Genomic DNA, 16,341 nt, shown 5'->3' with positions numbered 1-16,341 from the left:
ACTGTCAGTGCCGCGTGGCACGATCGACGAGTGACCAGCACTCCGTCCGACACCGTCGAACGCGCCTTCAAGGCCGCCCTGTACGCCGAGACCGACACCGCCCTCGACACGGGCGCCTCCCTGCTGGCCGCGGACCCGGCGGCGGACGACGAACTCGCCCGCCGCGGCCGGGAGTTCGTGGCGACGGCCTGGCGGCGCGGCTGGCAGCCCGCCGACGTCGTCCGGATCGTACGACGCGAGCTGGACGACGTACACGTACGGCTGGCATCGGCGCTGATCCGGGCGCAGACGCCGTACGACGGCCCGCGTGGTCCCCGCTGGACCGCGCAGCTGGCCGAGCTCACCGCCGAAGCGGCCGAAACCGCCGAGGCCACCGGCACGCCACCCCGCACCGACCGCTTCTCGCACGCGACCACCGTCCTGGAGCTGTACCGCCTGCTGCTGCGCCTACCGGCCCTGGAACCCCTCGACGAGCCCACGCGGCGGCCCGATCCCGCCCGCGCGGCCGGCCCGGCATCCGAGTCCCGCATGCTCACCCGCATCCGCGCGCTGCTCGCCAAGGCGGAGGCGACCGGGTTCCCGGACGAGGCGGAGGCGCTGTCCGCCAAGGCACAGGAGTTGATGGCCCGGCACAGCATCGACGAGGCGCTGCTCGCGGCCCGGGCGCCCTCCCCGGACACCCCCGGCGCCTGCCGCATCGGCGTCGAGGCGCCGTACGAGCAGGCCAAGGCGGTGCTGCTGGACGCGGTCGCCACCGCGAACCACTGCCGGGCCGTGTGGAACGAGCCGCTGGGCTTCTCCACCGTCGTCGGCTTCGAGGCCGACCTGGAAGCCGTCGAACTCCTCTACACCTCGCTCCTCGTCCAGGCCACGACGGCGATGACGAAGGCGGAGACCGCCCAGCGGGCGGGCGGCCGCAAACGCACCAAGACCTTCCGGCAGTCCTTCCTCGCGGCCTACGCCCACCGCATAGGCACCCGCCTCGCGGCGGCCGCCGAGACGCAAGTGACCGACGACCTGCTCCCGGTACTGGCCTCCCGCGAGGTCGCAGTCACGGCCCACACGGACCACATGTTCCCCGAGACGACCACGACCCGCCTGCGCGGTGTGACCGACGAGGCGGGCTGGACGGAAGGCGCCCAGGCAGCGGACCGGGCGCACGTGGTGGGCCGGTCAGCGCTCCAATAGGGGCACAGGCCCGCGGAGCGTCAGTCCCCAGCCTGCTGGAACGGACTCACCGAAGCGTTCGCCGCACCCTCAGCGCCCTTGACGGCGACCTCGCCGTACGTCCATTTGAAGCTGTGTCCGGCGGCGGAGCCGGGCAGCGTGAACTTCGCCGTCGTCACCGGGAGGCTCTTCTTGCCGCCCGCCTCGCCCCGCACGTACGTGATGGTGAAGGACGCGGTCGCGCCCTTGGCGAGCGTCAGCTTCTGAGCCTTCGCGGCCTTGTCGGCGGGGACGGCCGACGCCTTGCCTCCGTTGAGATCGACGGCCGGGAAGCCGTTCAGGGTGCACTTGGAGCCACGGTTGGTGAGCGTGACGGTGACATTGCCGGAGTCCCCGGCAGACGGTGCGGCGCTCGCCGCGACCTGCACACCGACGGCGTCGAGCGTGCAGGCGCCGCCGGCCTTGTTCTTGTTGCTGGAACCGCTGTCACCGCCGCTGCTGTCACAGGCGGTCAGAAGGAGCGCCGCGGCGACAGCGGCGACGGTGATGGGGGTGGCGCGCATGTGGATCCTCTGGTGCTCTGCTGGTGCTCGGCGGCGCGATGCCGTTGATCGCGTGCATGGATCATCACGCACGATCCGCTGCATCGGTTGCCCGGCCTGCCGGACTACTGGCCGAGGTTCGCCGTCGGCAGCCCCGACGGCAGGGTCCCGCCCTCCGTCTTGGTGTACGTCTCCTTGCCCACGGTGCCCGACCAGGTGATCTTCAGCGAGCTCTTGGACACGGAGTCGACCATCCCCGTCGCCCGCTCCTTGCCGCCCTTCGTGCAGGTGAGGTGGATCATCTGCATACCGGCCTCCTTGCCCGCGGTACCGCTGCACACCGAGCCGCCGGTCGAGAAGAGCCCGGCCTGCTTGCCGGTGATCACCAGGGCGACGGCCTTGCCGCCGGTGGTGGCGAGCCAGCTGCCCTGCAGGCTGTCGGACGCGCTCGTCGTCCCACCCGTGCCGCCGCCGGTGTCCGCCGTGGAGGCGGCGGAGGCGGAAGTGCTGGGCGAGGAGTCGTTCTTGGAGCCGCCGCCGCTGCACGCGGTGAGCACGAGCGCACCCGCCAGCCCCGCGGCGGCGGCCGCGATCCGCAGCTGCCGGCGCGACACCGGGCGGGCCGGACGCGTGAAGGTCGCCGAAGTCACTGGTAGCTCCCAAGCAGTAGCAACGAGCAGGGGCAAGCCGTAGCGGTGGGCCGGACCGCAGGTCCGAGCGCCCGCAGCAAGCTACCAGGGCCGGTCGCCCGGCCCATGAGGAGCGGCCGTGAGATTCACCGGACCCACCCGCCCCCCACTGGACTCACCCGCCCCGCTGGACCCGCCGGCTCTCACCGGACCCGCCGACTCTCACCGGCCCCATCCGCTCCCGCTGGACCCACCGGCTCTCACCGGACCACCGGCTTCCATCGGACCCCGACTCTCACCGGCCCCATCCGCTCCCGCTGGACCCACCCGCGCCCACCGGCCCCGCCGGCTCTCACCAGGACGCCTTGCGCACCCCCGGCAGATACCCGGCGTGCGCCTGTCCCCGCAACGAGACCCGTGACAGCCCGAACGCCCGGAGGTACCCCCGCGGCCGCCCGTCCGCCTGGTCCCGGTTGCGTACGCGGGTCGCACTGGCGTCGCGCGGCTGGCGCCGCAACTCCCGCTGGGCGGCGAGCTGTTCCGCCTCCGTCGACGACGGCCGCCGGATGATCTCCTTCAGCTCGGTGCGCCGCTCGGCGTACCGGGCGACGACCGCCTGCCGCTGCCGGTTCTTCGCGATCTGGCTCTTCTCCGCCATCAGACCCGCACCCCCCGGCCACGGATCCGCGCCACGGCCGCCTCGACGCCGATCGCGTCGACGGTCCTGATCCCCTTCGTGCCCAGCCTCAGCCGTACGTACCGGCCTCACTCGGCAGCCAGAACCGCTTGCTCTGGATGTTGGGGTCGAAACGGCGGGATGTCCGCCGGTGGGAGCGGGAGACGCGGTTGCCGAAACCGGGCCGGGCGCCGGTCAGCATGCAGTGCGCGGACATGGGTGACGTACCTCTCCTGAAGTGTTCCCCGAAGCGATGTCGTTAATGGAATTCATTTTCAGTAAGGTATCGCCATGGCTCGCAACGAACTCCGCCCGGTCATCAAGCTCCGGTCCACGGCAGGGACCGGCTACACCTACGTGACCCGCAAGAACCGCCGCAACGACCCGGACCGCATGACCCTGCGCAAGTACGACCCGGTCGCCGGCCGCCACGTCGACTTCCGAGAGGAGCGCTGAACGACCGCCATGCGCAACGGAATCCACCCGGCCTACGGTCCCGTCGTCTTCCGGGACCGTGCCGCGAACCACGCCTTCCTCACCCGCTCGACGATGAGCAGCGACAAGACGATCGAGTGGGAGGACGGCCACACGTACCCCGTGGTCGATGTCGAGATCTCGAACGTCAGCCACCCCTTCTACACCGGCACCGCCCGTGTCCTGGACACCGCCGGCCGCGTGGAGCGCTTCGAGCGCCGGTTCGGGAAGCGGGGCGGAGCGTGAACCTGCCAGTAGTGATCGTCGGCGGGCTGCACGCCGACGCCCGCAAGGCGGCCGTGGCCCGGCTGCTGGCCGACGTGCCCGGCGGCGTCGTACTCCACCACGACCTCGCCACGGCCGAGGCGGGCACGGTCGTACGGACGATCCGCGACGCCAAGGGTCTCGTGTCGGCCGGTGAGGCGCCCCTGGCCAACGACTGCGCGTGCTGTGCGCTGAGGAAGGACCTGGTTCCCGAGCTGCGCCGGCTCGCGCACGCGGCGGACACCCGCCTCGCCGTCGTCGAGCTGTGGGACTCCGTGGAGCCCAAGGCCATGGCCGAGGTGGTGGTGGCCGGAGGCCTGACGGTCACCGGCGTGATCACCGCTGTGGACCCGGCGCTCGTCCTGCCCTGCCTCGGCAACGGCGACGACCTCGCGGACGGGGGCCTCGCCGCGGCGGCCACGGATCAGCGGACGGTCGCGGACACGTTCGCGCGCCAGCTGGAGTACGCCCCCGTACTTGCCGTCACCGACTCCGAGGAGGCCGACGAGGAGGACCGCGAGCTGCTCGCCCAACTCCATCCGACGGCCCGCCAGGTTGTCATCGGCCACGGCGAACTGGCCGTGGCCGCCCTCGCGGGCTTCGACGTCGAGGCGGCGGCCGCCACCCAGCACCCGGCCTGCGCGCTCTTGCCCGCGGAGGCCGACGCGCACGGCGTCTCCACCCTCGTCTGGCACCGCAGCCGCCCCTTCCATCCGGAGCGGCTGTATGCGGCCCTGGAGGATCTGACCTGCGCCGCCGCCCGCAGCCGGGGCCGGTTCTGGCTCGCCGACAAGCCGGACACACTGCTGCACTGGGACGCGGCGGGCGGGGCCCTGTGCGTGGAGAGCGCGGGGCCCTGGCTGGCCTCGCTCCCGGACGCCGCCTGGGACATGGTCCCGCCCGTGCGCCGGGCCGCCGCCGCGCTGGACTGGCATCCCGAGCACGGCGACTGCTGCCAGCACCTCGTCTTCACCTCGCCCGGCCTCGACCGCGACGGACTCGAACACCTGCTGGAGTCCTGTCTGCTGACCGATGCCGAGTACGCCGCCGGGCGCGCTGCCTGGAAGCGGCTGCCGCCCGCCTTCGGCACCCTCCTGGAGGTCTGACCCGCATGCCCCGCAAGCCCGACCGCCAGCCCGTCAAGTCCCGGCCCAACCCTCCCCCACTTTCGAATTCGCTCAAGCGGGGGGACCCCCACGACGCGGCCGACATCACGTACATCGACTACCAGGACACCGACCTCCTGCGGAAGTTCATCTCCGACCGCGGCAAGATCCGCAGCCGCCGCGTCACCCGCGTCACGGCCCAGCAGCAGCGGCTGCTCGCCCGCGCGATCAAGGACGCCCGCGAGATGGCACTCCTGCCGTACGCGGGCCGCTGAGGCTTTCGGCCACAGGTCGGCTGATTGGCGGGAGGTTGGAACAACAAGGCCGCGGTATGCGTCTCTTCCAAGTGCACGAGGGTTCGACACTTCGCATGCCGTTCGGAGTTCGGGGCATGCGCTGGAACGGATGTAGCACCCCGTACGTCACAGCTGTAACCACAGAACCACCCCGCGTGCACGTGCATCTGCTCATGCATCCGTACGTGAACACGGCTATGATCCGGACCAGTTGACCGCTGCATCACTGGCCCCAAGGCCACCGCACCACCGGGAGCTATCTGTGGACCACGACGTGTACAACGGCATGGCTGCCACGGAGCTGAACGGTGTGGCCTGGCAGAAGAGCCGGCACAGCAACTCGCAGGGCTCCTGCGTGGAGTTCGCCCGGCTGCCCGGCGGGGACGTCGCCGTGCGCAACTCGCGCTTCCCCGACGGTCCGGCGCTCGTCTACACGCGTGCGGAGATCGAGGCGATGCTCCTGGGCATCAAGGACGGCGAGTTCGACCACCTGGTAGCAGGCTGACACCCCGTCCACCCCGGGTGCAACTCGGGGCAATCAGTGTCATACGTGCAGTAACGCGCGTAGAACCCCGGCGTCGGACGGCGCCGGGGTGCGCTATTCGGCGGGCAGCGGCTGGGGCAGGTGCGGCAGCTGGAACAGTGCCCAGACGACCTTGCCGCCGAGCGTGCCCGCCATCGGGTGCCAGCCCCAGCTGTCGGCGAAGGAGTCGACCAGGAACAGGCCGCGGCCCGACTCCGCCGAGAAGTCGTCGGCCTCGCGCGGCGCCGGGGTCGCATGGCTCGGGTCGCGCACCGCGCACACCAGCCGCTCCGTCCAGCGCATCAGATGCAGGCGCACGGGCGGGCTCTGGTCGGCGGTGCACAGGGTGCCGGCCGGCAGGCCGTGCCGCAGCGAGTTGGTGACCAGCTCGGAAACCACCAGACAGACGTCGTCGAAGCGGTTGCCTATGTCCCACTGGTCGAGCGTTCTGCGGGTGAACAGCCTTGCCTCGCGCACCGCTTCGTAGCGGGCGGGCAGAGCGCAGGAGGCGGCGTTGGACACGGCCGCGGGATCCAGCGGCGGAAGGCCCTGCCGTAACGGCTCGAGCATGGTCGATCCATTCGTCCCCATGCGAGGCACTCCCGAGGGATTCGCGGTCGTTGCGATGCAGCGGTTGCGCGAGACCATGGTCTTGGATGCGCGGTGCAGATGCAAGGTGCAGATGCACGTGCACGCGACCGAATTGGACCCTCCCGTACCGCTTGTTGGCCATTTTTTCCGCCATCTTCTCTCTCACTGCTTGCCAACTCCTTCCCTCTACCTGTGCAGAATCTTTGGGTTCTTTGCTTCTCTGTAATCGGACGAGTACTGCTCGGAGTGATTTAGTGGCAGACTTCGGCCCCTGAAGGCGTTGGGGAGGCTGGCGAACGTGAGCGTGGGAGAGCCCGGATCGGTGGTGCGGCGCATGCTGCTCGGCTCGCAACTCAGGCGACTGCGTGAGGCACGCGGCATCACGCGCGAGGCGGCGGGCTACTCGATCCGCGCCTCCGAATCGAAGATCAGCCGGATGGAGTTGGGCCGGGTGAGCTTCAAGACACGTGATGTGGAAGACCTGTTGACGCTGTACGGCATCACGGACGAGCAGGAGCGCACCTCGCTGGTCTCCCTCGCCCGGGAGGCCAACGTCGCGGGCTGGTGGCACAGTTACTCGGACGTCCTGCCGAGCTGGTTCCCCACCTATGTGGGCCTGGAGGGCGCGGCGCACCTGATCCGGGCGTACGAGGTGCAGTTCGTGCACGGCCTGCTGCAGACCGAGGCCTATGCACGTGCAGTCGTACGGCGCGGGATGAAGGGCGCGAGCAAGGCCGACATCGACAAGCGGGTGGCGCTGCGCCTGGAGCGGCAGAAGCACCTCGTCTCCGCGGACGGTCCCGACTTCCACATCGTCCTGGACGAGGCCGCGCTGCGCCGCCCGTACGGCGACCGCGAGGTGATGCGGGACCAGCTCCAGCATCTGATCGAGGTGTCCGAACGCCCCAACGTGCGGCTGCAGATCATGCCGTTCAGCTTCGGCGGCCACTCGGGCGAGAGCGGCGCGTTCACCATCCTCAGCTTCTCCGAGTCCGACCTGTCGGACGTCGTCTATCTGGAGCAGCTCACCAGCGCGCTCTACCTGGACAAGCACGAGGACGTCGTCCAGTACGAGAGGGCGCTCAAGGAACTCCAGCAGGACAGCCCCGGGCCGGACGAAAGCCGCGATCTTCTGAGGGGTCTGCTCCAGCTCTCCTAGGGTTCTCCCTATAAGTTCGCTCAGAGTCCCCAACTCATTTGAGACGCAAGTACGATGACGCGTGATCAGACCGTGACATCGATCGTGTGTCTGCTAGTGACTTGGGGATCACATGTCGTCCTACTTCACCGACCTGGCCCAGCAGTACATCGACGGTGAATGGCGCCCGGGTACCGGCTCCTGGGACATCATCGACTTCAACCCGTACGACGGCGAGAAGCTGGCGTCGATCACCATAGCCACGGTCGACGAGGTCGACGAGGCGTACCAGGCGGCGGCCCGCGCCCAGAAGCAGTGGGCCGCGACCAATCCGTACGCGCGCCGGGCGGTCCTGGAGAAGGCCCTGAGACTGATCGAGGAGCGCGAGCAGGAGATCGCCGAGGTGATCATCGCCGAGCTCGGCGGCACCCGTCTGAAGGCCGGCTTCGAGCTCCACCTCGCCAAGGAGTTCCTGCGCGAGTCCATCCAGTGGGCGCTGCGCCCCGAGGGCAAGATCCTCCCGTCGCCGGTGGACGGCAAGGAGAACCGCCTCTACCGCGTGCCGGTGGGCGTGGTGGGAGTCATCAGCCCCTTCAACTTCCCCTTCCTGCTGTCGATCAAGTCGGTCGCCCCGGCGCTCGCGCTCGGCAACGGCGTGGTGCTGAAGCCGCACCAGAACACCCCGATCACCGGCGGCTCCCTGGTCGCGAAGATCTTCGAGGACGCGGGTCTTCCGGGCGGCCTCCTCAACGTCGTCATCACGGACATCGCGGAGATCGGCGACGCCTTCATCGAGCACCCGGTCCCCAAGGTCATCTCCTTCACCGGCTCCGACAAGGTCGGCCGCCATGTGGCCACCGTCTGCGCCTCGCACTTCAAGCGCTCGGTCCTCGAACTCGGCGGCAACAGCGCCATCGTGGTCCTCGACGACGCCGACATCGACTACGCGGTCGACGCGGCCGTCTTCAGCCGCTACGTCCACCAGGGCCAGGTCTGCATGGCCGCGAACCGGGTGCTGGTGGACCGTTCGATCGCGGAGGAGTTCACCGAGAAGTTCGTCGCCAAGGTCAGGACCCTGAAGGTCGGCGACCCGAGCGACCCCCAGACCGTCATCGGCCCGGTCATCAACTCCTCGCAGGCGGACTCCCTTTCGGCCACCGTCGAGCAGGCCATCGCCGAGGGCGCGACCGCCCTGCTGCACGGCAGGACCACCGACAACCTGGTCGAGCCCTCCGTGCTCACCGGCGTGCCCGCGGACTCGGCCCTGCTGCGGCAGGAGGTGTTCGGCCCGGTCGCCTTCCTCATCCCCTTCGACGGCGAGGAGGAGGCCGTACGCCTCGTCAACGACACGCCGTACGGGCTGAGCGGCGCTGTGCACACCGGTGACATCGAGCGGGGCGTCTCCTTCGCCAAGCAGATCGACACCGGCATGTTCCATGTGAACGACGGCACCGTCCACGACGAGCCCCTCGTCCCCTTCGGCGGCGAGAAGAGCTCCGGCCTCGGCCGTCTGAACGGCGAGACGACGATCGACTCCTTCACCACGCTGAAATGGATCTCGGTGCAGCACGGGCGGAGCGGGTTCCCCTTCTGATTTCTTTGAGAGAGTCAGCGCGGCGGGCCATTGCGGACAGAACCTGACCTCGATGGCCCGTAGCTTCGTCGGTGTCAGGCAGGGGAACGGACTCCCCGCCACCGGCGAAAGGCGACGGTCATGGTCATGCACGTACCGGCAGAGGCGCAGGGCGACGAGCGCGGGGCACTGCTCTCGTTCATCGAGGAACAGCGGGGCGGCATCCGGCGCGCACTGCTCGGGCTGACCGAGGAGCAGGCCGCGAGCAGGCCGAGTGCCAGCGAGCTGTCCCTGTCGGGCCTGCTCAAGCACGTCGTCGAGGTCGAGCAGGGATGGATCGCCCGCGCCAAGCAGGAGCCGCCGGCCATCAAGCGGGACGAGACCAACTGGCACGAGACCTTCCAGCTCGTCGACGGCGAGACCGTCGAGTCCCAGCTCGCGTACTGGGAGGAGGTCGCCGCCGAGACGGAGGCGTACATCCGCTCCGTACCGAGCCTCGACGACACCTTCCCGCTCCCGAACGACCCCTGGTTCCCGCCGGAGGGCCGTGTCTCGGTGCGCTGGCTCTGTCTGCACCTGATCCGCGAGACGGCCCGGCACGCGGGCCACGCCGACATCATCCGCGAGTCCCTCGACGGGAAGACGGCGTTCGAACTGGTCGCCCTGGAGCAGGCGGGCTGAGCCCTCGACAATAAGCTGGGCCGCATGTCGGCGATCCGTCTTCTCGTGCTCGGCGCGGTCCGCCAGCACGGGCGGGCCCACGGCTACCAGGTTCGCAACGACCTGGAGTACTGGGGCGCGCACGAGTGGTCCAACGCCAAGCCCGGCTCGATCTACCACGCGCTCAAACAGATGGCGAAGCAAGGGCTGCTGCACGCGCACGAGATCGCACCGTCCACGGCCGGCGGTCCGCCGCGCACGGAGTACGAGATCACCGACTGGGGCACCGAGGAGTTCTTCCGGCTGCTGCGCGAGGCGCTGACCTCGTACGACCAGAAGACGGACGTCAAGTCGGCGTCCATCGGCTTCATCGTCGAGCTGCCGCGCTCCGAGGCGGTGGCGCTCCTGAAGGAGCGGATCCGGCGGATCGAGGAGTGGCGGGGAGCCGTCACGGAGCACTACATCCCTCAGGACGGCCCCGAACAGCTCGGCCACATCGGCGAGATCATGAACCTCTGGGTCCACACGGCCGACGCCGAGGCCGAGTGGACGCGGGGGCTGATCGGGCGGATCGAGGGCGGGGCGTACACGTTCGCGGGGGAGGGCGCGCCGTTCGTCGGCGTCCTCGCCGAGGGCGAGGAGAACCCGTACGCGACCGGGGAGCGGCATCCGGGGGACGCGGACTGAGCCTGTCTTTGTGCGGTGTCCGGCAGCCGTTGGGGCTGCTCGCGGTGTTCGTTCCGCCGACCGAGCGGAGGTTCGCCCGCCTCAGCAGCCGGCGGGCTAGTGATGGAAGCCGGTGGCCGCCTCCTTGTCCCTGGTCCATGGGCGCGGCTGACGGCGCAGTTCCGGCAGCAGGCGGGTCAGGTCCTCCACGAACAGGTCGGCGAGATCGGCGGAGAAGCCGTTGCGGCACACCACCCGCAGCACGGACAGGTCCTCGCGGTTCGGCGGGAAGGTGTACGCGGGCAGCAGCCAGCCGCTCTCGCGCATCCGCCGGGACACGTCGAAGACGTCGTACGCCGCCACGCCCGGCGCGGTGGTGAAGGCGAACACCGGCAGCTCGTCGCCCCTGGTCAACAGCCGGAAGTCGTCGAGCGCCGCCACCCGTTCGGCGATGCTCATGGCCACGTCACGGGTGGTCTGCTGCACGGCCCGGTAGCCCTCCCGGCCGAGCCGCAGGAACGTGTAGTACTGCGCTACCACCTGCGCGCCCGGCCGCGAGAAGTTGAGGGCGAAGGTCGGCATGTCACCGCCCAGGTAGTTGACGCGGAAGACGAGCTCCTCGGGCAGCGCCTCCTTGTCGCGCCACAGCGCCCAGCCGACGCCCGGGTAGACCAGCCCGTACTTGTGCCCCGAGGTGTTGATGGACGCCACGCGCGGGAGGCGGAAGTCCCACACCAGGTCCTCGTCGAGGAAGGGCGCGACCATGCCGCCGGACGCTGCGTCCACGTGGACCGGGATGTCCAGCCCCGTGCGCTCCTGGAGGGCGTCGAGCGCGGCGCACAGGTCCGCGATGGGCTCGTACGAGCCGTCGAAGGTGGAGCCGAGGATGCCGACGACCCCGATGGTGTTCTCGTCGCAGAGGGCGGCCGCGGCCTCCGGATCGAGGTGGAAACGGTCGCCCTCCATGGGGACCTGGCGCGCCTCCACCTCCCAGAAGTTGCAGAACTTGTCCCAGCAGACCTGGACGTTGACGCCCATGACGAGGTTGGGGCGGGCCCCCGGGGCAGGGTTCCGCTTGCTCCAGCGCCGCTTGAGCGCCATCCCGGCGAGCATGCACGCCTCGCTCGAACCGGTCGTCGAACAGCCCACCGCCGCCGATGGATCCGGCGCGTTCCACAGGTCGGCGAGCATCGCCACGCAGCGCCGCTCCAGTTCGGCGGTGCGCGGGTACTCGTCCTTGTCGATCATGTTCTTGTCCCGGCACTCCGCCATCAGGACGCCGGCCTGCGGCTCCATCCAGGTGGTGACGAAAGTGGCGAGATTCAGCCGTGAGTTGCCGTCCAGCATCAGCTCGTCGTGCACCAGCTGGTACGCCGTCGTCGGCGGCAGCGGAGCGTCCGGCAGCCGGTGCTTGGGCGGTGCCTCGGTCATGCCGCCGACCGGATTGGCCTCCCCGAAGAAGGGGTTGACCGAAACCGGGCGCTCGTCGGGCTTCTGGGAACCTTTGTGGAGCGGCATGGACGTCTCCTCGTGTCATCTCGGGAACGGGCGTCGGCGGACCGGAGTTCCACCGACGCGCAGTCGCATCCGGAATGCCCAGGACGCCCACGGTGACACCGGGCGCCGGGTGAACGGGCGGTAAGAGGACGAACAGCAACAGCACCCCGCTTCGGCGCCACAGACCCACCATAAGCGGGCGGAACGGACGCAACATCCGGAGGGATCCGCCCAGGAATCCGGCTTGCACCTCACGTGACGTGAGGGCTCACCGTGGAGTGCGTACCGAGAAGGGAGCGGACGAAGTGAGCCACTTGGCAGGACAGGACGGCTACTCCGTGGGACAGGTCGCGGGCTTCGCCGGCGTCACGGTGCGCACGCTGCACCACTACGACGACATCGGCCTGCTCGTCCCGAGCGAGCGCAGCCACGCCGGCCACCGGCGCTACGGCGAGGCCGACCTCGACCGGCTGCAGCAGATCCTGTTCTACCGGGAGCTCGGCTTCCCGCTCGACGAGGTCGCCGCCCTGCTCGACGACCCGGCCGCGGACCCGCGCGCGCACCTGCGCCGCCAGCACGAGCTGCTGACCGCCCGGATCGAGAAGCTGCAGAAGATGGCGGCGGCCGTGGAGCACGCCATGGAGGCACGCAAGATGGGCATCAATCTCACCCCCGAGGAGCGGTTCGAGGTGTTCGGGGACAAGGACCCCGAGCAGTACGCAGAGGAGGCGGAACAGCGCTGGGGCGGCACCGAGGCGTACGCCGAGTCGCAACGCCGCGCCGCCACCTACACCAAGGAGGACTGGAAGCGCATCCAGGCCGAGGTCGACGACTGGGGCCGCCGGTACGCCGCCCTGGTGGCCGCCGGGGAGCAGCCCACCGGCGAGGCCGCCATGGACCTGGCCGAGGAACACCGGCAGCACATCACCCGGTACTTCTTCGAGGTCCCGTACGAGATGCACCGGTGCTTCGGGCAGATGTACGTCTCCGACGAGCGGTTCAAGGCGTTCTACGACGCCATGGGCCCGGGCCTCGCGCAGCACCTCAGGGACGCCATCGAGGCGAACGCGTCCCGCCACACCGCGTAGCCCTCCCGGCCCGGGGGACCGCTCCCGGGCCGGGAGACCTCACAGCTTTGTGCCGGTGCGCGCACAGTGCATCCTGGAGACACCGGTGGAACCTGGGGCGGACACCTTGCGTTGATAGCTTTGGGCGCCCGCACAAGGACGCCGTACCTTCCTTCACCCCTTCAGGAGCCCGGAACCGTGACGACGCTTGCCCTCGGCCCGAGCTGGCTGGATCCGAACTACCTCCTCGACACGTTCGGCATCTGGGGCCTGCTCCTCGTCGTCTTCGCGGAGTCCGGCCTGCTCATCGGCTTCTTCCTGCCGGGCGACTCGCTGCTGTTCACCACCGGCCTGCTGATCACGACCAACCAGCTGAACTTCCCGCTCTGGGCGGCCATCGCCCTGATCTGCGTCGCCGCGGTCCTGGGTGACCAGGCGGGCTACATGTTCGGCAAGAAGGTCGGACCGTCGCTCTTCAACCGCCCCGACTCCCGCCTCTTCAAGCAGGAGAACGTGGTCAAGGCCCACGAGTTCTTCGAGAAGTACGGCCCGAAGTCCCTGGTCCTGGCCCGTTTCGTGCCCGTCGTGCGCACGTTCACGCCGATCATCGCGGGCGTCAGCGGCATGAAGTACCGCTCGTTCGTGGTCTTCAACGTCATCGGCGGCGTCCTGTGGGGGGCCGGCGTCACCCTGCTCGGCTCCTGGCTCGGCAAGATCGACTTCGTCAACAAGAACATCGAAGCGATCCTCATCCTGATCGTCCTCCTCTCGGTGATCCCGATCATCATCGAGTTCCTGCGCGCCCGCTCCAAGGCGAAGAAGAACCCCGAGGCGCCGGCTGCGGCCCAGCACCAGCAGGCGGCCCCCGTCATGGACGACGCGACGACCCAACTCCGCCGCATCCCCCCGACCGACGACCAGGGTTACCACCACCAGCAGTACCAGCAGCAGCCGCAACAGCAGCAGCCGTACTACCCGGACCAGCAGTACGCCCAGCAGTACCCGTACCAGCAGGACCCCTACCAGCAGGACCAGTACGGCAACCAGCAGAACCAGTACGGCAACCAGCAGAACCAGCAGTACCCCTACAACCAGGGGTACTGAGCGCCCCTCAAGGGGCGAGCCGTCAGGCGCTCAGAACCCACGCGTCCGCTTCGCAGCCCGCCGCCCCGCGGCAGAAGCCCCGCCGGGAATCCGCAGGAACAACCGCGAGATCTCCGACCCCAGATTGACCCCGATGGCAATGGCCATGGCCAAGGACGCAGCCGTGGCCAGCGACACCAGCCCCTTGTCGACGTTGTTCTGGGCGATCGACAGCAGCCCGAAGTACGTCGAGGACCCCGGCAGCAGCGGCCCGATCGCCGCTGTCGTGTACGGCAACGCGGAAGCGAACCGGTACCGCGACAACAACTGCCCGAACAAGCCCACCAGCCCGGCCGCAACAGCCGTGGAGGCAACCGGCGACAGCTTGCCGGGATAGTGCAGCGCGCCGTACACACACCACGCGACGCCCCCGTTCAGCGTCACCCACAGCACGGTCGACCGCTCCTGCTGCAACAACACGGCGAAGGTCAGCGACAGCAGCATCGACGCCCCGATCTGCCATCCGGGCCGTTCGGCAATGCTCACGGCCGCCTCGGGGTTGAGCTTGGCGCCCAGGTTCACCCCGAAATACAGCACCACCAGCACACCCACGACGATGCCGACGAACAGATACATGACTTCCAGCAGCCGCGCCGACGCGGTGATGTAGAACCCGGTCAGCCCGTCCTGCACGCCCGCCACCAGCGCCCGCCCCGGCAGCAGCGCGAACAGCCCACCGGTGATGACCGCGGAGGCCTTCACGTCGACCCCCGCGACGGTCATCGCGATCCCGATGGCGGCCGGAGGCATCGCGGCGACCGTGAACTGGTAGAACTCCGGCAGCCCACGCCCCGCGCACAGCCAGGCCAGCCGGTCGCCCAGCATCGCGCCGAGCATGGCCGCGATGAAGACGATCCAGTCACCGCCGACCAGCACGGAGGCCGCCCCGGCGAGCAGTCCGCTCGCCCCGGTCAGCACCCACCCCGGATAGGGGTGCCGGTTGCGGCGGATCTCGGCGAGCCGCCGGTAGGCCTCCTCCAGCGAGATGTGGGTCTCCGGGTCGCTGAGGTCGTCCACCAGCTGGAACACGGCCGCCAGACGCGTGTAGTCGGTGGCCCGGCGGCGCACCGTCCGTGACGCCGTCACCGGGTCGTCGACCAGGGACGGCTGGTACGAGATCGACAACAGGGTGAAGGTGACGTTCGGCTCGCAGCGGTCGAGGCCGTAGGAGCGGCAGACCGCGAACATCGCGGCCTCCACGTCCTCCGCGCCCTCACCGCCGGCCAGCAGCAGCTCGCCGATGCGCAGGGTCAGGTCGAGGACGCGCGGGACGGCCGGACCGCCCTCCTCCGCCTTCGGCCCCGGCTCCGGAGCGGGCCGCTCGGCCACCGGCATCCGCAGCATCGTGCGCATGCGGTCCTGCCAGGGCACGTCCTTGGTGAGGCTGACCACGGGTATGCCGGTCGCCGGTGTGAAGGCGGACGGGGCGTGATGGGCGCTGTAGGTGCTCGGCGTGCTGAACGCCGATCCCTCGGGCTCGGCGCCGGGCGGCTGCGGGACGTCCAGACCGTCGGGGACGGCGAACTCGGACGTGGTCTCCGGTTCGACGACGACTCTGGGGGCGGCGAAGCCCGCCGGAATGGCGAACTCCGAGGTGATCTCGGGATCGAACGTGCCCCTGGCCTCGTCCGACTGCGGCTTGCGGTCCTCCGCCTCCGTCACTTGAGTAACGCTCCCTGTGCGACGCGTGCAGCTACGCCAGTATGCGCACAGAAACACGAACGGGCCGCACGCGTGCGCGTACGGCCCGTTGGACGACTCGGGGCTCAGTGGCCGCCCTGCTCCTTGAACCGCTTGTAGGAGCGCTCGATCTCGATCTCGGCGTCCGTACGGCCCACCCAGTTGGCGCCCTCGACGGACTTGCCGGGCTCCAGGTCCTTGTAGACCTCGAAGAAGTGCTGGATCTCCAGGCGGTCGAACTCCGACACGTGGTGGATGTCACGCAGGTGCTCGACGCGCGGGTCCGTCGCCGGCACGCACAGCAGCTTGTCGTCGCCGCCGGCCTCGTCCGTCATCCGGAACATGCCGATCGCACGGCACTTGATCAGGCAGCCCGGGAAGGTCGGCTCGTCAAGAATGACCAGCGCGTCCAGCGGGTCGCCGTCCTCGCCGAGGGTGTTCTCGACGAAGCCGTAGTCGGTCGGGTAGGCGGTCGAGGTGAAGAGTCGACGGTCCAGGCGGATCCGACCGGTCTCGTGGTCCACCTCGTACTTGTTCCGCGAACCCTTCGGGATCTCGATCGTGACGTCGAACTCCACCGGTGGCTCCTCCATGATCAGCACATAGTTCTGGTGGTTAAGTGTCCCTCACGCAGGTGTGTGATCGCGAA

19 protein-coding genes and 1 pseudogene are annotated in these 16,341 nt (G+C 69.5%); 12 read left to right on the top strand and 8 right to left on the bottom strand.

What is annotated here, in order from left to right; genetic code table 11:
- Positions 1-30 precede the first annotated feature (30 nt).
- The gene (locus AB0N07_RS03645) at positions 31-1,188 is read left to right on the top strand and encodes a DUF2786 domain-containing protein (RefSeq protein ID WP_365831687.1); all 1,158 of its coding nucleotides are present in this window, start codon (positions 31-33) and stop codon (positions 1,186-1,188) included.
- 20 nt (positions 1,189-1,208) lie between these two features.
- Here the strand turns inward: AB0N07_RS03645 and AB0N07_RS03640 are convergent, their stop codons facing one another.
- From AB0N07_RS03640 to rpmB, 4 genes and pseudogenes are all read right to left on the bottom strand, one after another.
- The gene (locus tag AB0N07_RS03640; protein WP_365831685.1) at positions 1,209-1,730 is read right to left on the bottom strand and encodes a DUF4232 domain-containing protein; all 522 of its coding nucleotides are present in this window, start codon (positions 1,728-1,730) and stop codon (positions 1,209-1,211) included.
- Positions 1,731-1,834: 104 nt separating this feature from the next.
- Positions 1,835-2,359, bottom strand: a complete 525-nt coding sequence (locus tag AB0N07_RS03635) for a hypothetical protein (protein WP_365831683.1) — start codon at positions 2,357-2,359, stop codon at positions 1,835-1,837.
- Between the two features lie 331 nt (positions 2,360-2,690).
- Positions 2,691-2,996 carry a 30S ribosomal protein S14 gene (gene rpsN, locus AB0N07_RS03630; RefSeq protein WP_365831681.1) on the bottom strand — a complete coding sequence of 102 codons (306 nt, stop codon included), beginning with the start codon at positions 2,994-2,996 and terminating at the stop codon, positions 2,691-2,693.
- Positions 2,996-3,231, bottom strand: a pseudogene (gene rpmB, locus AB0N07_RS03625) (50S ribosomal protein L28). The gene rpsN and the pseudogene rpmB overlap by 1 nt, the downstream one beginning before the upstream one ends.
- A 74-nt stretch (positions 3,232-3,305) precedes the next feature.
- Between rpmB and rpmG the strand changes: the two are divergent.
- From rpmG to AB0N07_RS03600, 5 genes are all read left to right on the top strand, one after another.
- Entirely contained in the window at positions 3,306-3,470 is a 165-nt protein-coding gene (rpmG, locus tag AB0N07_RS03620) for a 50S ribosomal protein L33 (protein ID WP_030573688.1), read from the top strand.
- 9 nt (positions 3,471-3,479) lie between these two features.
- On the top strand, positions 3,480-3,734 hold the full coding sequence (locus tag AB0N07_RS03615) for a type B 50S ribosomal protein L31 (RefSeq protein WP_266958478.1): 255 nt from the start codon (positions 3,480-3,482) through the stop codon (positions 3,732-3,734).
- Positions 3,731-4,858 carry a GTP-binding protein gene (locus AB0N07_RS03610; RefSeq protein ID WP_365831678.1) on the top strand — a complete coding sequence of 376 codons (1,128 nt, stop codon included), beginning with the start codon at positions 3,731-3,733 and terminating at the stop codon, positions 4,856-4,858. The genes AB0N07_RS03615 and AB0N07_RS03610 overlap by 4 nt, the downstream gene beginning before the upstream one ends.
- A 5-nt stretch (positions 4,859-4,863) precedes the next feature.
- Positions 4,864-5,133 (top strand): 30S ribosomal protein S18, encoded by a 270-nt coding sequence (gene rpsR / locus AB0N07_RS03605; protein ID WP_365831676.1) that lies wholly within the window; start codon positions 4,864-4,866, stop codon positions 5,131-5,133.
- Between the two features lie 307 nt (positions 5,134-5,440).
- Positions 5,441-5,659 (top strand): DUF397 domain-containing protein, encoded by a 219-nt coding sequence (locus tag AB0N07_RS03600; protein WP_365831832.1) that lies wholly within the window; start codon positions 5,441-5,443, stop codon positions 5,657-5,659.
- 93 nt (positions 5,660-5,752) lie between these two features.
- Here AB0N07_RS03600 and AB0N07_RS03595 read toward each other — a convergent pair whose 3' ends face one another.
- Positions 5,753-6,247: an ATP-binding protein gene (locus AB0N07_RS03595; RefSeq protein WP_365831674.1), complete on the bottom strand. Its 495-nt coding sequence runs from the start codon at positions 6,245-6,247 to the stop codon at positions 5,753-5,755.
- A gap of 355 nt (positions 6,248-6,602) precedes the next feature.
- On the opposite strand from AB0N07_RS03595, the gene AB0N07_RS03590 reads away from it, so the two are divergent.
- The 4 genes from AB0N07_RS03590 to AB0N07_RS03575 all read left to right on the top strand — a co-directional run bounded on the left by AB0N07_RS03590 (position 6,603) and on the right by AB0N07_RS03575 (position 10,326).
- Positions 6,603-7,427: a helix-turn-helix transcriptional regulator gene (locus AB0N07_RS03590; protein WP_365831830.1), complete on the top strand. Its 825-nt coding sequence runs from the start codon at positions 6,603-6,605 to the stop codon at positions 7,425-7,427.
- A 112-nt stretch (positions 7,428-7,539) separates the two neighbouring features.
- Positions 7,540-9,000, top strand: coding sequence for an aldehyde dehydrogenase family protein (locus tag AB0N07_RS03585; RefSeq protein WP_365831672.1), 1,461 nt, complete (start codon positions 7,540-7,542; stop codon positions 8,998-9,000).
- 120 nt (positions 9,001-9,120) lie between these two features.
- Positions 9,121-9,660 (top strand): DinB family protein, encoded by a 540-nt coding sequence (locus AB0N07_RS03580; protein WP_365831670.1) that lies wholly within the window; start codon positions 9,121-9,123, stop codon positions 9,658-9,660.
- A 24-nt stretch (positions 9,661-9,684) separates the two neighbouring features.
- Positions 9,685-10,326, top strand: coding sequence for a PadR family transcriptional regulator (locus tag AB0N07_RS03575; RefSeq protein ID WP_365831668.1), 642 nt, complete (start codon positions 9,685-9,687; stop codon positions 10,324-10,326).
- A 96-nt stretch (positions 10,327-10,422) separates the two neighbouring features.
- Here AB0N07_RS03575 and AB0N07_RS03570 read toward each other — a convergent pair whose 3' ends face one another.
- Positions 10,423-11,823, bottom strand: a complete 1,401-nt coding sequence (locus tag AB0N07_RS03570) for a glutamate decarboxylase (protein ID WP_365831666.1) — start codon at positions 11,821-11,823, stop codon at positions 10,423-10,425.
- Between the two features lie 284 nt (positions 11,824-12,107).
- Here AB0N07_RS03570 and AB0N07_RS03565 point away from each other — a divergent pair, with 284 nt between their 5' ends.
- Complete coding sequence (locus AB0N07_RS03565; RefSeq protein ID WP_365831664.1) at positions 12,108-12,890, top strand: MerR family transcriptional regulator; 783 nt, start codon at positions 12,108-12,110, stop codon at positions 12,888-12,890.
- A 177-nt stretch (positions 12,891-13,067) separates the two neighbouring features.
- Complete coding sequence (locus AB0N07_RS03560) at positions 13,068-13,973, top strand: VTT domain-containing protein (protein WP_365831662.1); 906 nt, start codon at positions 13,068-13,070, stop codon at positions 13,971-13,973.
- A 30-nt stretch (positions 13,974-14,003) separates the two neighbouring features.
- On the opposite strand, the gene AB0N07_RS03555 is transcribed toward AB0N07_RS03560, so the two are convergent.
- Together AB0N07_RS03555 and AB0N07_RS03550 are read right to left on the bottom strand one after the other, a co-directional pair.
- The gene (locus AB0N07_RS03555) at positions 14,004-15,674 is read right to left on the bottom strand and encodes a threonine/serine exporter family protein (RefSeq protein ID WP_365831660.1); all 1,671 of its coding nucleotides are present in this window, start codon (positions 15,672-15,674) and stop codon (positions 14,004-14,006) included.
- A 104-nt stretch (positions 15,675-15,778) separates the two neighbouring features.
- A complete protein-coding gene (locus AB0N07_RS03550; protein WP_010044289.1) occupies positions 15,779-16,270 on the bottom strand; it encodes an inorganic diphosphatase in 492 nt (163 codons plus the stop codon).
- Between the last annotated feature and the right edge of the window lie 71 nt (positions 16,271-16,341).

The sequence above is a fragment of the Streptomyces sp. NPDC051172 genome (assembly GCF_040682555.1).
Lineage (GTDB): Bacteria > Actinomycetota > Actinomycetes > Streptomycetales > Streptomycetaceae > Streptomyces.
This window is presented reverse-complemented; position numbering and strand designations above follow the sequence as displayed.